General features: G+C 29.3%; 19 protein-coding genes. 2 read left to right on the forward strand and 17 right to left on the reverse strand.

The features are described 5' to 3' along the window. Window positions 1–59: 59 nt before the first annotated feature. From rny to gmk, 8 genes are all read right to left on the reverse strand, one after another. Complete coding sequence (gene rny / locus J2Z39_RS04515; RefSeq protein ID WP_117521663.1) at window positions 60–1,601, reverse strand: ribonuclease Y; 1,542 nt, start codon at window positions 1,599–1,601, stop codon at window positions 60–62. A 215-nt stretch (window positions 1,602–1,816) separates the two neighbouring features. After that, window positions 1,817–2,485 (reverse strand): translation elongation factor Ts, encoded by a 669-nt coding sequence (gene tsf / locus J2Z39_RS04520; RefSeq protein ID WP_117521664.1) that lies wholly within the window; start codon window positions 2,483–2,485, stop codon window positions 1,817–1,819. Between the two features lies 1 nt (window position 2,486). Further along, window positions 2,487–3,353, reverse strand: a complete 867-nt coding sequence (rpsB, locus tag J2Z39_RS04525; protein ID WP_117521665.1) for a 30S ribosomal protein S2 — start codon at window positions 3,351–3,353, stop codon at window positions 2,487–2,489. Window positions 3,354–3,491: 138 nt separating this feature from the next. Beyond that, entirely contained in the window at window positions 3,492–4,748 is a 1,257-nt protein-coding gene (gene ftsY, locus J2Z39_RS04530) for a signal recognition particle-docking protein FtsY (RefSeq protein WP_209813995.1), read from the reverse strand. A 10-nt stretch (window positions 4,749–4,758) separates the two neighbouring features. After that, a complete protein-coding gene (priA, locus tag J2Z39_RS04535) occupies window positions 4,759–7,131 on the reverse strand; it encodes a primosomal protein N' (protein ID WP_342589591.1) in 2,373 nt (790 codons plus the stop codon). 1 nt (window position 7,132) lies between these two features. Next, entirely contained in the window at window positions 7,133–8,305 is a 1,173-nt protein-coding gene (coaBC, locus tag J2Z39_RS04540) for a bifunctional phosphopantothenoylcysteine decarboxylase/phosphopantothenate--cysteine ligase CoaBC (protein ID WP_209813997.1), read from the reverse strand. Further along, window positions 8,302–8,487, reverse strand: coding sequence for a DNA-directed RNA polymerase subunit omega (gene rpoZ / locus J2Z39_RS04545; protein WP_117521669.1), 186 nt, complete (start codon window positions 8,485–8,487; stop codon window positions 8,302–8,304). The genes coaBC and rpoZ overlap by 4 nt, the downstream gene beginning before the upstream one ends. After that, on the reverse strand, window positions 8,480–9,088 hold the full coding sequence (gene gmk, locus J2Z39_RS04550) for a guanylate kinase (protein WP_209813999.1): 609 nt from the start codon (window positions 9,086–9,088) through the stop codon (window positions 8,480–8,482). Before gmk ends, rpoZ begins: the two co-directional genes overlap by 8 nt. An 84-nt stretch (window positions 9,089–9,172) precedes the next feature. On the opposite strand from gmk, the gene J2Z39_RS04555 reads away from it, so the two are divergent. Then, window positions 9,173–10,915 (forward strand): Rqc2 family fibronectin-binding protein, encoded by a 1,743-nt coding sequence (locus J2Z39_RS04555; RefSeq protein WP_209814002.1) that lies wholly within the window; start codon window positions 9,173–9,175, stop codon window positions 10,913–10,915. A 43-nt stretch (window positions 10,916–10,958) separates the two neighbouring features. On the opposite strand, the gene J2Z39_RS04560 is transcribed toward J2Z39_RS04555, so the two are convergent. From J2Z39_RS04560 to rpiB, 9 genes are all read right to left on the reverse strand, one after another. Further along, entirely contained in the window at window positions 10,959–11,237 is a 279-nt protein-coding gene (locus J2Z39_RS04560) for an HU family DNA-binding protein (RefSeq protein WP_117521672.1), read from the reverse strand. Between the two features lie 83 nt (window positions 11,238–11,320). Next, on the reverse strand, window positions 11,321–12,220 hold the full coding sequence (locus tag J2Z39_RS04565; RefSeq protein WP_117521673.1) for a SurA N-terminal domain-containing protein: 900 nt from the start codon (window positions 12,218–12,220) through the stop codon (window positions 11,321–11,323). Further along, on the reverse strand, window positions 12,201–13,322 hold the full coding sequence (locus J2Z39_RS04570; RefSeq protein WP_117521674.1) for a peptidylprolyl isomerase: 1,122 nt from the start codon (window positions 13,320–13,322) through the stop codon (window positions 12,201–12,203). Before J2Z39_RS04570 ends, J2Z39_RS04565 begins: the two co-directional genes overlap by 20 nt. Further along, a complete protein-coding gene (gene mfd / locus J2Z39_RS04575) occupies window positions 13,306–16,803 on the reverse strand; it encodes a transcription-repair coupling factor (RefSeq protein WP_209814004.1) in 3,498 nt (1,165 codons plus the stop codon). Before mfd ends, J2Z39_RS04570 begins: the two co-directional genes overlap by 17 nt. Next, complete coding sequence (gene pth, locus J2Z39_RS04580) at window positions 16,803–17,387, reverse strand: aminoacyl-tRNA hydrolase (RefSeq protein ID WP_117521676.1); 585 nt, start codon at window positions 17,385–17,387, stop codon at window positions 16,803–16,805. The genes mfd and pth overlap by 1 nt, the downstream gene beginning before the upstream one ends. Further along, window positions 17,388–18,374, reverse strand: coding sequence for a ribose-phosphate diphosphokinase (locus J2Z39_RS04585; protein ID WP_117521677.1), 987 nt, complete (start codon window positions 18,372–18,374; stop codon window positions 17,388–17,390). After that, a complete protein-coding gene (gene glmU, locus J2Z39_RS04590; RefSeq protein ID WP_117521678.1) occupies window positions 18,371–19,765 on the reverse strand; it encodes a bifunctional UDP-N-acetylglucosamine diphosphorylase/glucosamine-1-phosphate N-acetyltransferase GlmU in 1,395 nt (464 codons plus the stop codon). The genes J2Z39_RS04585 and glmU overlap by 4 nt, the downstream gene beginning before the upstream one ends. A 3-nt stretch (window positions 19,766–19,768) precedes the next feature. Beyond that, on the reverse strand, window positions 19,769–20,488 hold the full coding sequence (gene deoD, locus J2Z39_RS04595; protein ID WP_117521679.1) for a purine-nucleoside phosphorylase: 720 nt from the start codon (window positions 20,486–20,488) through the stop codon (window positions 19,769–19,771). Window positions 20,489–20,574: 86 nt separating this feature from the next. Continuing rightward, entirely contained in the window at window positions 20,575–21,015 is a 441-nt protein-coding gene (gene rpiB / locus J2Z39_RS04600; RefSeq protein WP_117521680.1) for a ribose 5-phosphate isomerase B, read from the reverse strand. A 122-nt stretch (window positions 21,016–21,137) separates the two neighbouring features. On the opposite strand from rpiB, the gene murC reads away from it, so the two are divergent. Next, window positions 21,138–22,541: a UDP-N-acetylmuramate--L-alanine ligase gene (gene murC, locus J2Z39_RS04605; RefSeq protein WP_117521681.1), complete on the forward strand. Its 1,404-nt coding sequence runs from the start codon at window positions 21,138–21,140 to the stop codon at window positions 22,539–22,541. The last annotated feature ends 39 nt before the right edge of the window (window positions 22,542–22,580 follow it).

A 22,580-nucleotide genomic window follows, 5' to 3' on the forward strand; every position in this document is an offset into this window, starting at 1 on the left:
TAATTAAAAAACTGCCCTCAAAGGCAGTTTTATTTTAGATTGTCATTATGAATAATAAATTATCTTGCATATTCAATTGCATTTGATTCTCTTAGTACGTTAACTTTAATTTCACCAGGATATTCTAATTCATCTTCGACTCTTTTTGCAATCTCTCTAGCAACTACAATCATTTCATCGTCAGATATCTTATCTGGTTTGACCATTATCCTTAACTCACGACCTGCTTGAAGGGCAAATGATTTTTCTATTCCATCATAGGAATTAGCTATAGCTTCAAGACTTTCAAGCCTTTTAATATAATTTTCTAAGCTTTCACGCCTTGCTCCAGGTCTAGCAGCAGATATTGCATCTGCAGTCTGTACAAGAATTGACTCTATACAATTCGGCTCTACCTCACCGTGATGAGATTGTATAGCATTTACAACATATTTATTCTCACCATATCTTGTAGCTACATCAATTCCCAATTCGACATGTGTGCCTTCTAATTCATGATCTATAGCTTTACCTATGTCATGCAAAAGTCCCCCACGTCTAGCTATTTGTGCATCCGCGCCAATTTCTTCAGCTAGCATTCCAGCAATATTAGCCACCTCCACTGAATGTTTCATAATATTTTGTCCATAACTTGTTCTATATTTCATCTTACCAACTAATTTTACTAGTTGAGGATGTAAGTTATGAACACCTGCTGCTTCAGTGGATATTTCACCATCTTCAATCATTCTTTGTTCAATTTCTTCTTCAGACTTTTGCAAAGTTTCTTCTATTCTAGAAGGATTGATACGTCCATCCTGAATTAATCTTTCGAGAGCTATTTTCGCAATTTCACGTCTCACAGGTTCAAATGATGATATTACAACTGCTTCTGGAGTATCATCGATAATAAGATCAACACCAGCTAACTGCTCAAAGGCTCTTATATTTCTACCTTCACGACCGATAATTCGACCTTTCATTTCATCATTTGGCAAAGTAACCACTGATACAGTATTTTCTGCTACTTGATCTGCTGCATATCTTTGTATTGTTGTAGCAAGAATCTCAGTAGCTATTTTTTTACTTTCAGATTTTACTTTCTCTTCAGCTTCTTTTATAAGTTTGGCTGATTCATGGATGGTATCTTTTTTAACGTTTTCTAAGATAATTTCTTTAGCTTCACTATTGGTAAGGCCTGCAATTCTTTGTAATTCTAATTGTTTTTGTTCAATCAGTTTATCAATGCTGTCTTCTTTTTGTTTTAACCTCTTCTGATCACTAGAGATTTGATCAGCCTTTTTGTCAATCAATAAAGCTCTATTGTCAAGACTTTCTTCTTTTTTAAATAGGCGAGATTCTTTTTTATCAAGTTCTTCGCCTCTTTTGTTTAACTTCTTATCATTTTCTAATCTTAATTGGGAGATTTCATCCTTTGCTTCAACAAGACTTTCACGTCTTAGTGTTTCTGCTTGCCTATTAGCATCTTCAATGATTTGACGACTTAGTTCATCTGCTGAGCCTATCTTTTTTTCACTAGATTTTTTTTGATAAATGAAGCCTAAAATAAAAGCTAACAATACGAAGGCGACAGTAACGATTATAAAAACTGGATTATCCATTTATTATCACCTCCTATGAAATTTTACTTGGAATTTACATTCCTTTATAATTATACCATAAATTGAGTTTTATACGAAAGATACTTAAGAAAAAAACAATTGCTATGCAGATCCTTATAGGCGCTGTACAAACTACCAGTTTGGCTGGTAGTTTTGATTGAAAATACCACCTACATTATTAAAAATATAGGTGGTTATAAATAAAATTTATTTAATTAAGCATTCATTTGTGAAGCTACTTCTGCAGCGAAATCCTCTTCTTTTTTCTCGATTCCTTCACCAACTTCAAATCTAGCGAATCTTCTAATTTTTATATTTTCTCCAACATTATTAGCTGTATCTCTTAGATATGATTCTACTGTTTGATCAGGATTTTTAATGTATGGTTGATCTAATAAGCATACTTCTGATAAGTATTTTTTAAGTCTACCCTCAACTTTTTTTTCAGCAATCATTTTTTTCTTATCTTCTGGCATATTATCAGAAGCTTCGTTAATTGCTTGATTTACAAGAATTTCTCTTTGTTGTGCTATATCATTTTCATCTGCATCTTCTTCAGAGATATAAAGAGGATTTGCAGCTGCAATATGCATGGCAATATCACGTGCAAAGTCTTTTACAGTATCCGTGTTTGCTGAAAAGTCAGTTTCAGTATTAATTTCTACGATCACACCAATTTTATTATTGTGAATATATGAACCAATTACACCCTCAGCTGCTATTCTACCAGCTTTTTTGTCTAAAGTAGCTTGTCCTTTTTCTTTTAAAAGTTTAACAGCTGCGTCAATATCAGCATTAGTTTCTTCTAATGCTTTTTTACAGTCCATCATTCCAGCGCCTGTCATTTCTCTTAATTCTTTAACTAAACTTGCACTTACTGCCATCTTATTCTCCTTGATTTTCTTCGTTTTTATCTTCATATGCAGCTGTTTCAATTTCTTCTGCTGCATCAGCTATTTCTTCAGATGAAAGTTCTTTAGTTTCTTCGTTTTTTTCTTCTTTTACTTCTTGATCGTCTGATTCTTCTAAAAATTCATTTGCTAAGTTGTCATTGGATGGATCAAATTCGTTACCTTGATTTGCTTCCACTACAGCATCAGCCATTACAGATGTTATTAATTTTACTGCACGAATAGCATCGTCATTTCCTGGTATAGCTAAATCAACTTCATCTGGGTCACAGTTTGTATCTACTATCGCTACAACTGGAATACCTAATATTCTTGCTTCATGAACCGCTATAGATTCTTCTCCTGGATCTACTACAAATATTACGTCTGGTAGTTTATCCATTTCTTTAATACCGCCAAGATTCTTTTCTAATTTATCCATTTCTTTTTGGTACTGTAGTACTTCTTTTTTAGGTAGAAGATCAAATGTTCCATCTTCTTCCATTTGTTCATATCTTTTTAGTTTGTCTATACTTTTTCTTATTGTATCAAAGTTTGTAAGCATTCCGCCTAACCATCTATTTGACACATAGTATTGGCCACATCTTTTAGCTTCATGTTCAATAGAATCTTGTGCTTGTTTTTTTGTTCCAACAAATAAAACATCACCGCCATCTGCAGCTATATCCCTAATCATTGCATAGGCATCTTCTATTTGAACCGCTGTCTTTTGTAAATCTATTATATAGATTCCATTTCTTTCTGTGAAGATGTATTTAGCCATCTTAGGATTCCATCTTCTTGTTTGGTGACCAAAGTGTACACCAGCTTCTAGTAATTTTTTCATTGAGACTACTGCCATATAAATTCCTCCGTTTTCTTCTTCCACTATCTTCTTTTGGGTATTTAACCATTGTTGGCAACGAAATATCCATCGGATAATGTGTATATTTTTGTAGTACTGTACTATTTTACTATAGACTTATTAAAATATCAATAGTTAAAACATAGCGTCTACAAAAGATTTAGAATCGAATTTTTCTAAGTTATCAATTCCTTCTCCTAGGCCTATATATTTTACTGGAACATTTAGTTCATATTGAAGTGGAAATATAATTCCTCCCTTTGCTGTTCCATCCAATTTTGTCAGTATAAGACCAGTAATATCAGTTACATTTTTAAATTCACGCAATTGATTAACTGCATTTTGACCAGTAGTAGCATCAAGAACTAGTAAATTTTCACGTGTTGCTGATCCAGCATGACTATCTATGGTTTTATTAATCTTTTCCAACTCTTTCATTAGATTCTTTTTATTGTGAAGTCTACCTGCTGTATCACAAATTAATACATCAATATCTTTATTTTTAGCAGATTTAATTGCATCAAATATCACTGCTGAAGGATCAGCTCCTTCGCTATGGGCTATCATTTCTACATTTGCTTTATCAGCCCATTCTCCTAATTGCTCAATAGCTGCTGCTCTAAATGTATCAGCTGCAGCAAGCATTACAGATTTTCCTTCTTTTTCGAGATTATAAGCTAATTTACCTATTGTTGTAGTTTTACCAACGCCATTTACACCTATAACTAAAATAATAGCTAATTCATTATTTCTAAAGTTTAAATCGTTATCTAAATTATCACGATCTAGGTGCCTTACCATTATTTCTTCTAGTAATGGATATATTTCATCAGAATCTTTAATATTTCTTTCATTTATTTCATATCTTAATGAATCAACAATAGCTAAAGTTGTCTCCATGCCTATGTCAGCTGAGATTAGAATGTCTTCTAACTCTTCATACATTTCGTCATCAATTTTTACATTAGAAGTAAAAAGATTCTTAATTTGAGAAGAAAATTGATCTCTTGTCTTTAATAAACCATCTCTAAGTTTTCCAAAGAAACCTTTATTCTCTGATTCTTCATAAGATTGATTATAAATTTCTTCTTTTTTATAATTATTACTTTCTTCATAATTAAAATCACTAGAATTAGTGAGGTCTTCAGTGGAGATATGATTTGAATCTAAGTTCTCATTATGTTCAGATTCATCATAACTAAATTCTTCTTCAAGATCAGCATTAGATGATTCAAAAACTAAAGTTTCTCCACCTTCTAATGGTTTAAAATCTTCTTCATACTCATCTTCAACCTGCCACTCTTCCTCAGCTTCATCATCTTGATATGTTTCTTCTAAATATTCTTTCTTATTTTCATCCTCTTTCTTCTTTTTCTTAAAAAAATCAAACATTTAAAACTCCTTAATTAATACTTATTGGATTTATAGCTGGTATAAAGCTCGTGTCCTTATATTTACTTATATACAAATTTTTAAGTTTATTAATTATATATACAACCTGGCTTAAGTCTTTATCTTTAGCTTTAACAATAATATTATACCTATGTTTATTATTAATTCTTGATATTTTGCAAGGATTTGGGCCGATAATCTCAACTTCTAAATATTCTCCTAGATGATTTTTTAAATCAATAGCAAATCTTCTTGAAATATCTATTGTTTGAGTTCTAGATTCATTTATAATTTTAATCGTTAATAAGTTTTTAAATGGAGGATAGGAAAAGGCCTGTCTTTCCATGAGCTCATTTTTATAAAAACTATCGTAATCATTATTCTTAACTGCCTGTATAACAAAATTATCTGGCCTATAACTTTGAATTATTACTTTTCCTTTTTTCTTATCTCTTCCACTTCTACCTGCAACCTGAGTCAATAATTCAAATGTATTCTCTTGAGATCTAAAATCTCCAACATTTAAACTTAAATCTGCTGAGATTATTCCAACCAAAGTAACATTTTTAAAATCAAGTCCTTTAGCTATCATTTGAGTTCCTAATAAGATATCGATCTTTTTTTCTTTCATACCTTTATACATATATTCATAAGCAGCTTTATTATTTGATGTCATGCTATCCATTCTAAGAATATTTGCCTTAGGAAATAAATTTCTCACTTCTTCTTCAAGCTTCTCCGTACCTGCTCCAAATTCTTTTATTTTTTTAGAATGACAATTAGGACAAACTCTAGGTTGTTTTATTGTTCTACCACAATAATGACAAACTAATCTATCTACATTCTTATGATAAGTCATGGCTACATCACAAGCTTCACATTTTATGACATAACCACAGGTCCTACAGAAGGTGTAGGAATCATGACCTATTTTGTTTAAAAATAAAATGATTTGTTCTTTTTTTTTCAAATTATTATCTATTTCTTCATATAATCTACGACTAATAATTGAATAGTTAGAGTTTTTGAGCTCCTCTTTTAGATCTACTATTTCTATATCTGGCATAGAATTATTTATTCTATTTTTTAGATGGATTAGTTGATACTCACCTTCTTCTGCTTTTTTCATAGTATTTATAGAAGGGGTAGCAGAAGCTAATATAAGATTGCATTTATTATAGTCAGCTCTAAATCTTGCAATTTCATCTGTATGATATTTGGGATCTTTTGAAGAAATATAAGAAACATCATGCTCCTCATCAATTATTATTATTCCAAGATTTTTAAAAGGGGCAAATATAGCAGATCTCGCACCTATAACTATTTTAACTTCCCCATTATTTATCATCCTCCATTGATCAAACCTTTCTGAAGCTGTCAATCCAGAATGAATTATAGCAATTCTTTCATTAAATCTACCCTTAAATCTTTCAATGGTTTGCGGTGTAAGTGAAATTTCTGGAACTAAAATAATTGCCTCTTGTCCTCTTTTTATAACTTCTTCCACCATTTGTAGAAATATTTCCGTTTTACCTGATCCGGTTACTCCAAATAATAAGAATTGTCCTTTAGGATTAGCTTTTATAATATTAAAAGCATTGTCTTGATCATTATTTAAGGAAAATTTTTGGTAAGGATTGTATGAGATATCTAATTCTTTGTTTCTTTCTTGCTTAGATACTTTTATAAATCCCTTATTTATAAGTGACTTAAAACTTGATCTAGGTGCATTTGTTTTACTAAGTAATTCACTTACTTTTATTTTTCCATTAGCTTTTAAATAATCTATTATTTCAGCCTGTTTTTTTGCATTTTTAGTTAAGTTAATACTTATATCGTCTACTAATTCCACATATTCGTCATATTTTACAGTTTGAGTATCTTTAGTATCGTAATACACACCTATTTCATTTTTTTTAACAAGATTTAAAACTTTATCTTTTATGTCCCCAAATTTATTTATTATGTCAGACATCTGACGCTTTTTATTTAGATAATTAGAGAGATCTCCATCTATCATTTTTTTATTATAGTAATATATTTTAACATTTTTAATATCTGTTGGAGGCATAACTTGTTTTATCGAAGCTTGTATTGGAGACATATAATTTTTGCTCATAAAAAAAGCTAATTTCATAAGTTCATCTGAAATTAGTCTATTATCATCAATAATATCTAAAATATCTTTTATCTCATAACTTGCATCGATATTTTCTATTATTTCATAAACAAAAGCAACGCTAGTCTTATTTCCTTTGCCAAAAGGAACTAAGACTCTCATTGCTATATCTATTTTCTTATTGAATTTTTCTGGTATATGATAAGTAAAACTACGATTTAAAAATCTACTTTTACTATCAATTATTACTTTTGCGTAAATAATATCACCTAATTAAGTTTAGTATTTCGTTAGCTAATTCTTTTTTACTCATTATCTCTAGATCTTTTACACCATCTTTTGATATAAAACTTGCTACATTAGTATCTGTATTAAATCCTGCACCTTCTTTTTTTAGATCATTAGCTACAATATAATCAGCATTTTTAACATTTAATTTTTTATTTGCATTTTCTATCAAATCATCTGTTTCAGCAGCAAATCCAATAATAGTCTGATCTTTTTTCTTACTACCAAAATATTTTAGTATGTCTAAATTTTCTATAAATTCAAAATTTATAGATTCTCCAGATTTTTTTATCTTTCTATCACTTACCGTGCTAGGTCTATAATCAACAGGAGCCGCAGCCATAATAAGAGCACTTGCATCATCGAAGTTTTCTTCAATAGCATTTTTCATCTCTTCATTTGTTTTAACTTCTATTTTATTAATACCATTAATTTCAAAAGGATTAACAGGACCTGATACTAAAGTAACATCTGCTCCTCTTTTTTTTGCCTCATTAGCAATATTATACCCCATTTTACCACTAGAGTGATTTGTTATGTATCTTACATAATCAATTGGTTCAATAGTAGGACCAGCTGATACTATTATTTTTTTACCAACAAGATCTTTATCAGTAAAATAATCTTCCAAATATTTAACTATATTTTTCGGCTCTTCCATACGACCATCACCAACAGTATTACAAGCTAGGACACCAGATTCTGGAGCTATAACTTTTACCCCATATTCTCTTAAAGTCTGAAGATTTCTTTGAGTTGCTGGATTTAAAAGCATCTGTGTGTTCATAGAAGGAGCTATAATAACATCTTTTTGACAGGCTAAATATGAAGCAATTAAAAAGTTATCTGCTATACCATTTGCCATTTTACCAATAGTACTAGCTGATGTAGGTGCAATAAGCATAAGGTCTGCCCACTTTGGTAATTCTATGTGGTGAACTTCTTCATGATGGCCTTCCCACATATCTGAATAAACTAAACCCTTAGCCATTGTTTCAAAAGTTACAGGTCTTACAAACTCTTTAGCAGATTCTGTCATTATGACTTTAATATTTACATTCTTTTTAACTAATCTAGAACAAAGTTCCAGTGTTTTGTAACAAGCAATGCCACCAGAAACACCTAATAAAATATTTTTATTATCAATCATTTTTTTCTTACTTGACCTTCTACAACTTCATTTAAAGCTTGTGTTACAGGTTTTGCTTCTACTTTTTTTGTAAGAGGAGCTGAGCCACTTACAATTCTTCTAGCCCTTTTTGATACCATCATACATATATCATATCTACTTGGACTAATCTCTGATAATTCTTTAAAAGATGGATTATTCATCTAAGATCTCCTTTATATCAAAATCTTCTTCTCTAAAAACTTTATGTTTTTCAGCATTAATTATTTCATTTACAGAGTTAATAGCGGTATTAATATGATCATTTACAACTAAATAATCATAATATTTAATATACTCTAACTCTCTTCTTGCATTTTTCATTCTAAGGTTAATGTCATTTTCTGTTTCTGTCCCACGACCGACAATTCGATTTTTAAGTTCTGATAAGCTAGGGGGCGCTAAAAATATGAAGACGGCATTGTCAGTATTCTTTTTTACATTAACAGCACCTTGAACATCTATTTCAAGAACGACAATTTTACCATCATTAATCTTATTTTCTACAAATTCCTTTGGAGTTCCATAATAATTATTATGTACATGAGCATATTCCAAAAACTGATCATCATCAATCATTTGTTTAAATTCTTCATGAGACTTATAAAAATAGCTTACACCTTCTATTTCTCCATCTCTCTTATCACGAGTTGTTGCAGATACAGAATAAACTAAATTTTTTTGAGTATTCATCAAGTCGTGAAGAACTGTACCCTTACCTACTCCAGATGGTCCAGATATAACTAATAAAAAACCTTTCTTCATCACGCCTCCTTATTATATTTATTTTACTTTTAAGGACCCTTATTACAAGTAGCTTTTATAGTATAGTATTTAAGAGGTGAAAATATGAGTTATGATGGAATAGTAACAAGAAAAGTAGTAAATGAAATTAGAGAAAAACTTTTAGGAGGTAAAATTCAAAAAATTACTCAACCTTCTAAAAATGATATAGTGTTAAATGTTTATTCTATGGGCAAAAGTTATAAATTACTTTTAAGTGCCAATAATAATGAAGCGAGAATAAATTTGACTCAAAAAAAATATGAAAATCCAGATATTCCACCAAATTTTACTATGGTTTTAAGAAAACATATTAACCAAGCCAAAATAATTGACATAATTCAGAAAGATTTGGATAGGGTTGTAATTTTTTCTATAAGTTCTATTGATGAAATGGGTTTTGATACAAGCAAAAAACTCATAGTGGAAATCATGGGTAAGTATTCTAATATAATACTAGTTGATGATAATTATAAAGTTATTGACTCTATAAAAAGAGTAAATGAAAATATGTCATCAATCAGACAAATTTTACCAGGTGTAAAATATGAATTTGTTGATAATGATAAATATGATATTACAGATGAATCATTTGATTATGACATAAAAAAGTTAGATCAGAAATTATCTGACAGTACTAGACCTGATAAAATATTTCATAAAACATACACTGGTTTCTCACCTATCGTTGGAAAAGAACTGATTTATAGAGCTGGAATTGATTCTAGAATAAATTGGGGGTTAGTTAGTGAATCAGAAAAAGATAGATTAAATAATCTATTATATGAATTAAGAGATGAGATAATTAATGGTAATCTTAAGAGCTTTACTTATAGTGATGATAAAAAGATAAAAGAATTCCATACAATAAAGCTATCACATTTAGATTTTAAGGAAAAGTCTTACTCAACTATGAGTGAATCTATCGAAGAATTTTATAATATAAATAAATCTCATGACAGACTTAATCAAATAAAAACAAGTCTTATAAAAAAAATAAACTCTCATATAAAGAATACAAATAAGAAACTAAATATTTTAAGTAATAATATTCTCCAAGAATCAAAAATAGAAGGTCTACGAAAAAATGGTGACTTATTATCTGCGAATGTTCATAAAATTAGTAAGGGAGATAATAAAATAGTATTAGATGATTTTTATGACAATAATAAAAAAATAGAAATAAAATTAGATCCTACTAAAACTCCATGGGAAAATACTGAAAACTATTATACCAAAGCCAAAAAGATTAAAAATTCTGTAGATTATGCAAAAAAAGATATTCCTAGACAAAATGATTATTTAGAATACTTAAATCAACTATGTGATTTTATAAATAGATCTCAAAGTATTGAAGATCTAAATGACATAAGAGATGAAATGATAGAAAATAACTTAATTAAAAAAAGTCACAAACACAAAATTAAAAATAAAAAATCAAAGCCATATCATTATAAAACAAAAAACGGTTCTGATATCTATGTTGGTAAAAATAGTAAGCAAAATGACTATATAACACTTAAATTAGCCAACAAAGATGACTTATGGTTTCATGTAAAGGATGTTCCTGGAAGTCATGTTATACTAAGAAGTGATAATATAAATGATGAAGATATAAATATAGCATCATATTTAGCAGCTGTAAATTCATCAATATCCTCCGATAATAAAATTAATATTGACTACACAGAAAAAAAGAATGTGAATAAAGCTAAGGGCGCAAAACCAGGCATGGTATATTATGAAAATTTCTCAACTATAACTATTGACACTAATTTAAAAGTAAGTGATAAATACAAAGAAATATAAAAACCGGACCTTTATTTCAAGTTCCGGTTTTATTTTCATTAAATTATTTATTAACTGCTTCTTTTAAAGTTTTTCCAGCTTTGAATACTGGTGCTTTGCTTGCAGGTATTTTTATAACTTCATCAGGTTTTCTTGGGTTTCTTCCTTCACGAGCTTTTCTATCTCTTGTTTCGAAAGTACCAAAACCTACTAATTGAACTTTTTCCCCTTCAGTTAAAGTTTCTGTAATTGTCTCTATCATTGCATTTAGTGCTTTTTCAGAATCGCTTTTTTTAAGTCCACTTTTTTCTGAAATACTAACTAATAATTCTGATTTATTCATATTTCCTCCTATAAATCAATAATTAATTCTGTTTAACTCTAATCTTGATTATACAAAATAATTTTAGGTTTTTCAAGCATTTGTTAAATAAAAACCCTGATTTTAGACTTCTTTACCAGCTTATTAAGATATTCTTCATACTTTTCTTTTAAATATATATCCTTAGTTTTTAATAATAGTTCATTTTCATTATCGTTATAGGAATTAACCATTAATATCATATATTTATTATCAAATGAAAATACATTACTAACATTATTTTTCTCTTTTATTTTTGATTCTTTTAATAAATGATCATCTTCATATACAAAATCAGAGTTGATTATATCATAATTTTTAATAGATTTATTTAAAAATCCTTTAAAATCTTCAGAAGAATTAATTTGTTTTCTAATTTTATTAGCTAAATTTTCATCATCAAATACTAACACGTTATATTTATATTGTCTTTGATATTTATCATTACTTTTATAAAATTCAAGTATATCACTATCTTTTATATCATTATTACTCAAAAAGTAGTCATAGTGTTGCTTTCTAATTGAATCATTATACAAAATATCATTAAAATTACTTTCACTTACTTCTAGAGCAGCTACATTTGCTTTTAATGATTCTTTTCCTCCAAGGCTTTTCTCTAAATCATTTCTTATAGAACTTGCTATATTATCATCCACTTTTATTTTATTTTGTTTTAAATCATTTATCATCACTTGATCTTTTATCAAGGAATCTACAAGTTCTTTTTGAAGAATGTCATTATTGCTTTTGCCTCTTTGCACTTCTTTTTCTAAATAATCTTCGCCATACTCCTGAGTATAAAACTTTTGATAAAATTCCAGCTCTTCAGTATAAGTTTCTTTGCTTATGGGATTACCATCGACAATAGCTATATTATTTGTATAATTATCTTTTTTACCGCAAGCATTTAAAGTTAAAACTAAGCTTAAAATTAAGCTAGTTTTAATTATCTTTGCTCTCATTTTCTTTTACTTCATCTTTATCAGATTTTTCTTCATCAATTACTTTTTCTTCAGAATCATCTTTTTTATCAGATTTTTCTTTATCGGTTGCTTTTTCTTTAGAATCTTCTTTTGTTTTATCTGATGTAGGTTCATCACTTTTTTCTTCTTTATCTGCATCTTCAGTTACTATATCAGCATTATCATTTAATTCTGTAATATAATCTTTGTATTTTTTCTCTTGTAAAGTGGATTTTATTTCATCTTTAGAATCTTCAAAAGAATTAATTACCTTATTAACCTTAATAATATGCCATCCAAATTGTGTTTTAACAGGATCGCTAATTTCTCCTTCTTTCATAGAAAATGCTTTATCTTCAAATTCAGCAACCATTTGTCCTTTACCAAATTCACCTAATTTTCCACCTTCAGAAGCGTTAGCTGTATCTTTAGAGTATTCTTTAGCAAGAGCTGCAAAATCTTCTCCATTATCAAGCTTTGCTTTTACTTCCTTTGCAGTTTTTTCATCTTCTACTAATATATGAGATGCATCTATTTTACTAAAATCATCTTTATTTTCATCATAGTATTTTTTAATTTCATCATCTGTAACTTTATGATTTTCATCAAACCATTCTTTATGTTTTTGGTACATTAAATCTTTTTTTACAGTATCCTTAAACTTATCGACATCCATATTATAGTCATCAAGCATTTTATCAAATTTACTTTCTCCACCCATTCTATTAACTGTTTCCATAAAAGCATCAGAGACTTCTTTATCGCTTACTTTTATGTCATTTTTATCTAAGTCATCTGATATTAATCTATCTTGAACCATCATTTGAACTATAGATGACTTTAATCCTTGTTGGCTAGCGAGCATAGATCCATAAAATGAAATTTCTTTTTTATAATCATCTTTGCTTATTTTATCTCCATTGATTGTAGCTACAGTATCATCTGGAAGTTTTGACTCTTTTTTCTTATCAGAATCTTTGCTTTCTACAGCTTCAGTCTTATTAGTATCATTGTTACCATTCTTAGCTGAGTTGTTATCACAAGCAGCAAAAAGCATAGAACTTGCAAGCATTATTGTTAATAGTTTATTTGTCTTCTTCATTATTATTACTCCTTATATTATAAATTATTTCTAATAAATCGTATGTATCTATTAGTTTAGTAGATGTACTAGGTAATTTAAATGCTGGATTATTTGATAAATCAAGCTTCATTTCTCCTTTGTATGACTCACTAATTTCCTTTAGCTCATCAAGACTAAATAATTCTCTGTCGCTAAACTTAAGATTAACATAATCTTTTTGTTCCCTTATCTCCTTAAAACCTATCATTTCAGCAAGAGTTTTTATAAGGGATACATACATAATATTATCCACCATTACAGGTATATCTCCATAAACATCAATTAAATCTTCAACTAATAAATTATAGTCGTCTTTATTATTTATATTAGATATTCTAGTATACATCTCTATTTTTTGAGATTGATCGTTAATGTAGGTACTAGGTATATAAGCATCTACTTTTATGTCAATATATACATCTGATTTCTTCTTAATATCAACTTTTTTACCTGAAGCTTTTTCTACAGCTTCTTGTAAAAACTTTACATAAAGATCATAACCCACTGCTTCAACATGGCCACTCTGACTCTCTCCCAAGAGATTTCCAGCACCTCGAAGCTCTAAATCTTTCATTGCTATTTTATAGCCGCTACCAAAATCAGAAAAGTCCCTAATTGATTTTAACCTTTTTTCACTAATCTCACTTAATACTTTACCTTTTCTATAAGTAAAGTAAGCATATGAGGATCTATTCCCTCTACCTATTCTACCCTTTAATTGATAAAGTTGTGATAATCCCATCATATCTGAATCATATATTATAATAGTGTTAACATTTGCTATATCCATACCTGTTTCTATTATTGTAGTTGACAATAAGATATCTATTTCACCATTAATGAAGTCTTGCATAATAGTTTCTATATGCTTAGGTGTAAGTTTTCCATGGATAATTTCTACTCTTGCTTCTGGGAGAAGTTCAACTATATGATTATATAATAAATCTATATTATGAACTCTATTGTATACAAAATATACTTGTCCATTCCTACTAAGTTCCCTATCAATAGCTGATTTTATAATATTTTCATCATATTCTATAACATAGGTATTTACAGGTAGTCTCTCACTAGGTGGTTCATCTAGAGTAGAAAGATCCCTTATTCCAGCTAATGACATTTGAAGGGTTCTTGGAATCGGAGTTGCAGATAAAGTTAAAACATCTAGACTTGTTTTTAGTTGTTTTAATTTTTCTTTATGTTTTACTCCAAATCTTTGCTCTTCGTCTATTATGAGTAGTCCCAATTTTTTAAACTCAACATCTTTAGATAGAACTCTATGGGTACCGACTACTATGTCTACTTTACCCGATTTAAGATCTTTTATTATTTCATCCTGTTCTTTTTTCGAATTAAACCTTGATAGAAGTCTTGCCTCTATAGGAAAACCTTTAAATCTTTCTTGCATAGTCTCAAAATGTTGACTTGCGAGAATAGTTGTGGGTACTAAAAATGCTACTTGATAACCATCTACTATAGCTTTAAAAGCTGCTCTTAAAGCTACTTCAGTTTTTCCATAACCTACATCCCCTGTCAGAAGCCTATCCATAGGTTTATCTATTTGCATGTCAGCTTTAATTTCTTCTATACTTCTAAGCTGGCTATAAGTTTCTTCATAAGGAAATGATTCTTCAAATTCTTTTTGCCAAGGTGTATCAGGAGTAAATGCATGACCGACTTCTTTTGATCTTTTTGCATAAAGTTTTACTAAATCGTCTGCGATTTCATCTACAGCTTTTTTAGCTCTTTGTTTAGCCTTTGACCAAGTTGGAGATCCAAGAGTTGATAATTTTGGTTTTTCGCCTTTATTACCTATATATTTACTAACCAGATTCATTTGATCTATAGGTACATAAACTTTATCATTACCCTTATACTTGATTACAATAAAGTCTTTTTGTATATTGTTTACTTCTATTTTCTCAAGTCCGCTATAAACTCCAATACCATTATTCTCATGAACTACATAATCCCCTATATCTAAATCAGAATAATTAATTATATCTGAAGAGGATAGCTTATTTTTAGACTTTCTTTTTTGGTTTTTCTTACTTGTACCATATATTTCTTTTTGAGTATATACGTATAATTTTTCCGAAGGAATAAAATATCCTTCTTTAGCATAATCTGAGCTTATAGTAATTTTTTCATTACCAGTATCAGAGACATTGGGTATAGCATTTTGACTAAAATTTTCTAAAAGTCTATCTTTGTTTTCTTCATTTCCACTTAAAATATAAATCTTAGATTTATCATCTAACTTATCTAAATTTTTAATAAATTCTATAATATTTTTATTATAGTTTTCAGCTTCTAATGACTTTAGCTCTAATAATAGTTTTGGATTAAATAATTTTGATCTTTTTAATATAGACGTTAAGTTTATAATTGAATAGCTTTCTAATTTTTCGTAAATTATTTCTTTTTTGATAAGTAAATCAGCAAAACTATTAAAAACCTCACCTTTTTCTCTTTGATAAGTCACATCTTCTAAAAATTTTCTATCAATGTCAATTTCATTTTCATAGATTCTTGATATATCATCAAATATAAATAGTGTATCTTCTGTAAGATAATCAATAAAATCTGCATAGTTAGAATCTCTATAAGAATTTATTAAATCCCAATTTGCTACATAAGCCCTTTCTTTAACGAAACTTAGTATTTGCTTATATTTGTCTACAAGCTTTTGATCATTGCTATTTTCTTTACTTTTAGAAAGCTTATTTATATCTTTATCTATGGATTCTATTGCTTTCCCAATATCAGCTTTATCATATATAAGTTCATTTATTGGTGAAATTACTACTTCAGTTATCTTTTCTATAGTCCTTTGGTTTTTTTCATTAAAAACTCTTATAGAATCAACTTCATCATCAAAAAGTTCTAGCCTTATTGGATGTTCATATTCACTAGGCCAAAAATCTATAATAGATCCACGTTTAGCATACTCACCTTTCTTTTCTACTAAACTATTTGCATCATAATTTAAAGATGTAAGTTTATTTAATAAATCATCAATATTCACTACATCTTCACCAGTGATTTTAACAAAGCTATTGTTAAATTTGTTTAAAGGTGTTAGCTTATTTCTCAAAGCAGATAAAGTTGTAACAGTTATAAATTTTTCCTTATTTCTTTGCTTTATTAAGACTTCCATTCTAAGAGAACTTTTATTTTCATCCAAGGATTTTATATTATAAAAATTAATATCATAGGATGGATATAGGTAGGCAGTTTCTTCTAAATTATTTATTGAATTTATATAATCGTTTGCCTTTTTTTCATCTTCAGCAATGAGAATTAGGTTTTTGTCTAAGCGATTAAAAAGAGATAAAACCAAATGTGCTTTTATCCCTTCACTAAGTCCATGCAAATATATAGGAGAATTATCTTTGTAATTCGCCTCAATTGTATTTAATTGTTCTAGATTTTCTAAATTTTTAATAAGTGAATTCATTAATTATCATCTTCTAACAAATTTATAGAGTTGTATTTATTCATAGCCTTATCTATATTAGTATCTAGCATCATTTCTATAGCTTCAGCAGACATTATTATTTCTTCCCTAACTATGTCCACTTCTTTTTCGTTAAAACCACTTAATACAAAATTTGCTAAATCCATATAATCTGGCTTTTTGCCAACTGCTATCTTTATTCTAGGAAATTTATCATTTTTAATTTGATATATTATTGATTTCATACCATTATGTGTGCCAGCAGAACCTTTTTTCTTAAGTCTTATTCTTCCAAAATCAATATCTATGTCATCAACTATGACTATTAGTTTATCTTCATCAAATTTAAAATAATTTTTAATCTCTCTAACTGCTTCACCAGAATTATTCATGTAAGTTTGTGGTTTTACAAGCATAACTTTTTGGCCAGAGATTTCTCCCTGACCATATAGAGATTTAAATTTAAGTTTTTTCACAGGAATATTATGTTTTTGAGCTAAATAGTCTATAGTCAAAAATCCAACGTTATGTCTAGTATTTTCGTATTGTAAGCCTGGATTACCTAATCCTACTATAACATACATTTATTCAGCATCCTCAAATAAACCACTAATTGATTCATAAGTATTTATTCTATGAATTGCTTCTGCTAGTAATGGACCTACATTTAGTTGTTTAATTTTATCTATTTTTTTATATTCTGGTAATTCTATAGTATTTGTAATAACTACTTCTTTTACGCTTGAATCTTGTAATTTTTCTATTGCCTGTCCTGATAAAACTCCATGAGTTGCTGTTATATAAACGCCTTTCGCTCCATTTTCCATTAAATAATTGGCAGCATTTGTAATTGTTCCAGCTGTATCAACCATATCATCAACGAGTATTGCATATTTTCCTTTAAAATCACCTATAACACTCATTACTTCCGAAACATTTGGCATAGGTCTTCTTTTTTCAATAATAGCTATAGGAAGTTTTAGATAATCCGAAAATTGTCTAGCACGTCTTACTCCACCTAAATCTGGACTAACTACCACAAATTCATCTGGTTTGTCATAAGCAATATCATTGAAATATTCTGCAAGTAGCCTAATAGCTGAAAAATGATCTACTGGTATATCAAAATAACCTTGGATTTGTCCAGCATGTAAATCCATGGTAATTACTCTATCAGCTCCAGCCTGAGTAATAAGATTTGCTACGAGTTTAGCAGTTATTGGTTCACGACCCCTAGTTTTTCTATCCTGTCTTGCATATCCATAATAAGGAATAATTGCATTAACATAACCTGCTGAAGCACGTCTGCAAGCATCTATCATAATTAGTAATTCCATAAGATTATCATTTGTTGGGAATGAAGTTGGTTGTATTATATAAACATCCTTTCCTCTTATGGATTCATTAATCATTATCTTTATTTCGCCATCACTGAATTTTTCTATTTCAGATGCTCCCAATGGAGTATTTAAATTATCAGCTATACATTTAGCAAGTGGTAAATTTGCATTTCCACTTATCAATTTTAGTTCCCCTCTTTGAACAAATGCTTGCGAATTATCAGATGTCATTTTCTCTCCTTTTCTTTTTCTAAATCTCTTTTTTTCTTTCTCTCTACGTAACCTTCTATATTTTTTTGCTCAGCTCTTTCAATAGATAGATACCCTTCTTTAACATCTTGTGTAATAGTAGAACCTGCAGCAATATATCCTTCATTTTCTATATTAACTGGCGCAACTATGTTTGAATTTGATCCTATAAATGCATCATTACCAACATTGCTTCTATGTTTAAATTTGCCATCATAATTAACAAATATAACACCACAGCCAACATTAATATTAGATCCTAAATCAGCATCACCTATATAAGCTAAATGTCCAGCCTTACTGCCATCTCCTACATTTGAATTTTTAACTTCAACAAAATTACCTATATGAACATTTTTACCAAGCTTTGCTTTAGGTCTTAAGTGTGAAAAAGGTCCTATATCTGTACCTTCTCCTACTTCTGATTTTTCTATTACAGAATTATCAATTTTAACATTGTCATGTATTATTGAATCTTCAATCCTAGTTGAACCTTCTAATATACACTCTCTACCTATAACTGTCTTACCTAAAAGTTTTACGGGACCTGATATAATTGTATCTTGTCCTATTTCAACTTCTGGAGCAATATAAGCTAAATCAGGATCATCTATTATTACACCATTAATCATATGATTTTCATTAATACGTTTTTGTAGGATTTTTTTTGCTTCTGCTAACTCTTTTTTAGTGTTAATCCCATAGAACTCATTTGGATCGCTAGCCGTAAAAGCCATAACTTTTTTACCTTGGTTATAAAGTATTTCTATACAATCTGTAAGATAAAGTTCATTTTGAGTATTATCTGTATCTATATCTTCAATAGCTGTTTTTAAATCAGAACCTTTAAATATATAAATTCCAGTGTTGATCTCATCTATTATATGTTGGTTGATTTCTAAATCTTTATGCTCAACAATCCCTATAAAATCACTATTTTCATCCCTAATTATTCTTCCGTAGCCTATAGGATTAACAACTTTAGTGGATAATACAGATGCGCTATTATCATAAGATATATGGTTATCTACAAATTCTTCTAATGAAGCTTTAGTTATTAATGGAATATCCCCATTTAAAACTAGAACTTGGTCATCATCTTCAATATTATCCAAAGCAAGAGATGCTGCATATCCTGTTCCATATGGATATTCATCGCCTATTTTTTGCTCTATGATAGTTACATCATTTAATAAATTTTCTAAATCAACCTTATTCTTACCACCAATTACTATTGTTTCTGAATTATCAAATTTTGATGCATCTACTACGTATCTTATTATTTCTCTATTTAAAAGTTTATGTAAGACCTTGGAAGTGGATGACTTCATCCTAGTACCTTCACCTGCGGCCATTATTATTGTTTTTAGCATAAATTATTCACCTACTACTTCGAGAGCTAATTTCATCATATTCGTATATGATTTTTCCCTATTTTCTGCACTATCTGAAACATCTTCTATCAAAGAATCACTTATAGTAAATATACCAAGTCCTTTTTTACTATATTTTCTAGCAGTCATAAACAAGCCATAGCTCTCCATTTCTACACATAATACTCCATATTTACGAAGATTTTCAAAAACTTCTTTTGGCAAATTATTATAGAATTGATCAGAACTATGAACTTGACCACAATGAGTTGTATATCCTAATTCCATAGATTTATTGTAAGTTTTAAATAATAAATCAAAATCTGGAGTAGGAGAAAAATTTATATTTGCGAATAAGTTATCATTAATTGAACTTTCAGAGCAAGCGCTAGTTGCTATAACTATATCATGAAGTTTTATATTTTCTTGCATAGATCCTGCAGTTCCTATTCTTATAATGGTATCGACATCATAGCCACCAAATAATTCATTATAATAAATCATTGATGAAGGAATACCCATTCCTGATCCCATAACTGACACTCTTTTTCCATTATAATATCCGGTAAATCCAAGCATACCACGTGTCTCATTAAATTGAGTCACGTCTTCTAAGAAATTTTCTGCTATGAATTTCGCACGGAGTGGATCACCAGGCATCAAAACAGTTTTTGCTATTTCATCAGCACTAGTAGCTGATATATGTGGTGTAGGTATATTCATTAATATCTCCTTATTAAATTTTTCATAATATTATAATAACATTTTTGCTATTTTTTTTAAACTAAAAAAGATAGATGTGTATAAACCTATCTTTTTTCAAGCTCTGTTATTTTATCTATCCTTCTTTGATGTCGTCCAGCTTCAAATTCTGTACTAGCGAATTCACTTACTATCATCTTTGCAGTTTCGTTTCCAATAACTCTAGCTCCTATACATAAACAATTAGCGTTATTATGAGCTCGACTCATTTTTGCGGAATAGCATTCTGATACAGCAGCTGCTCTTATACCATCTATTTTATTAGCAGACATACTCATACCAAGTCCTGTCCCACAAATTAAAATAGCAAAATCAGCTTTCCCATTTAATACTTTTTCACAAGCTAAAGATGCATAATCTGAATAATCTACACTTTCACGACTATCTGTACCTACATGTATAACTTCATGGCCTAGATTTTCTAAAACTTCTTTTACTGGTTGATATAAATCTATTCCACCATGATCATTTCCTATAACATACTTCATAATTTCCTCCAAAAATTTCCTTATAATAAAATGGTATCATAGGAAATAAATCTTTACAAGTTCGTAAAAAAGCATATGATATATTGTAATATATTAATGTTATACTTAGACTAGGAGAAAAAATGTTTGAATTTAATTTAGATGAACATAATATTTCTTATGTTCATTTTATTGGAATAGGCGGTATTTCTATGAGTGGTATCGCTTCTTTGTTGTTAAATAAAGGTTATAGAGTATCAGGATCTGATAGGTCACTTTCTGATATTATAAAAAACTTAAAAGAAAACGGGGCTGAAATTTTTATAGGCCAATCTAGGGACAATATAAAAAATCCAGACCTCGTTGTTTATACAGATGCAATTTTAGATGATAATGAAGAACTAATTGCAGCTCGCAAACTTGATATACCTGTAGTAACTAGAGGAGTTTTTCTAGGAGCTCTTATGAGAAACTATGAGAATTCTATTGCTGTTTCAGGTTCTCACGGAAAATCAACAGCTACTAGTATGATCTCAAAAATACTACTCAATTCAAAAGAAGAAGCTACTATACTATTAGGTGGTGAATTAGATGAAATGGATGGGAATGTCCATGTAGGAGATCAAAAATATTTAGTTACTGAAGCTTGTGAATACAAGGGAAATATAAGGTATTACTTCCCTCAGACATTGATAGTATTAAATATTGATGAAGATCATCTAGATTATTATAAAGATTTGAATGATATAGTTGAAACCTTTAAAACTTACCTTAGAAATCAAGATGAAAATTCTAAAACTATACTTAATCTGAATGAAGAAAACAATAAATTGATTTTAGATTCTGTTCAAGGAGAGCTCATTACTTATGCTCAAGAAAATTATGAAGCTGATTATGTGGCACATAATATAAATTTTGATGAAATCGGACATCCTAACTTTGATTTGAAAATGAAAAATGGAATGATAGAGCATTTCGAACTTGGAGTTATAGGTAGACACAATATAAATAACGCCATGGCTGCAATAATTGCAACATATGAAAATGGTATTGATCTTGAAACAATAAAAGAAAATCTTAGATCATATACTGGCCTTAAACGTAGAATGGAAATTATAGGACATGTAAATGATGCAACTATAATGACTGACTACGGTCACCATCCTTCTGAAATAGATGTTACTCTTAAGGCACTAAAAGAACACACAGAAGGAAGACTTGTATGTATCTGGCAACCACACACTTATAGCAGAACAAAAATATTATTCGATGAATTTTTAAATTGTTTTGATGCAGCTGATGAGGTTATAATAACAGATATATATGCTGCCAGGGAAAAACTAGATCCTACCATTCACTCTAAAGATGTAGTAGATGCTTTAGTAAAAAAGGGAATCAAAGCAAAATATCTTGGAACTTTTGAACAAGCAAGGGACTACGTCTACGAAATAGCAGAACCAGGAGATTTAATTATCACTACTGGTTGTGGTAATCCTGATGTCTTAGCTCATATGATAGTAGATGATCAAGTAAAAGTAAGTGCGTAAATTAAAACTGACCTCTGTAAGGGGTCAGTCTTTATGTAC

This window comes from Anaerococcus nagyae, from assembly GCF_017874535.1.
GTDB lineage: Bacteria > Bacillota > Clostridia > Tissierellales > Peptoniphilaceae > Anaerococcus > Anaerococcus nagyae.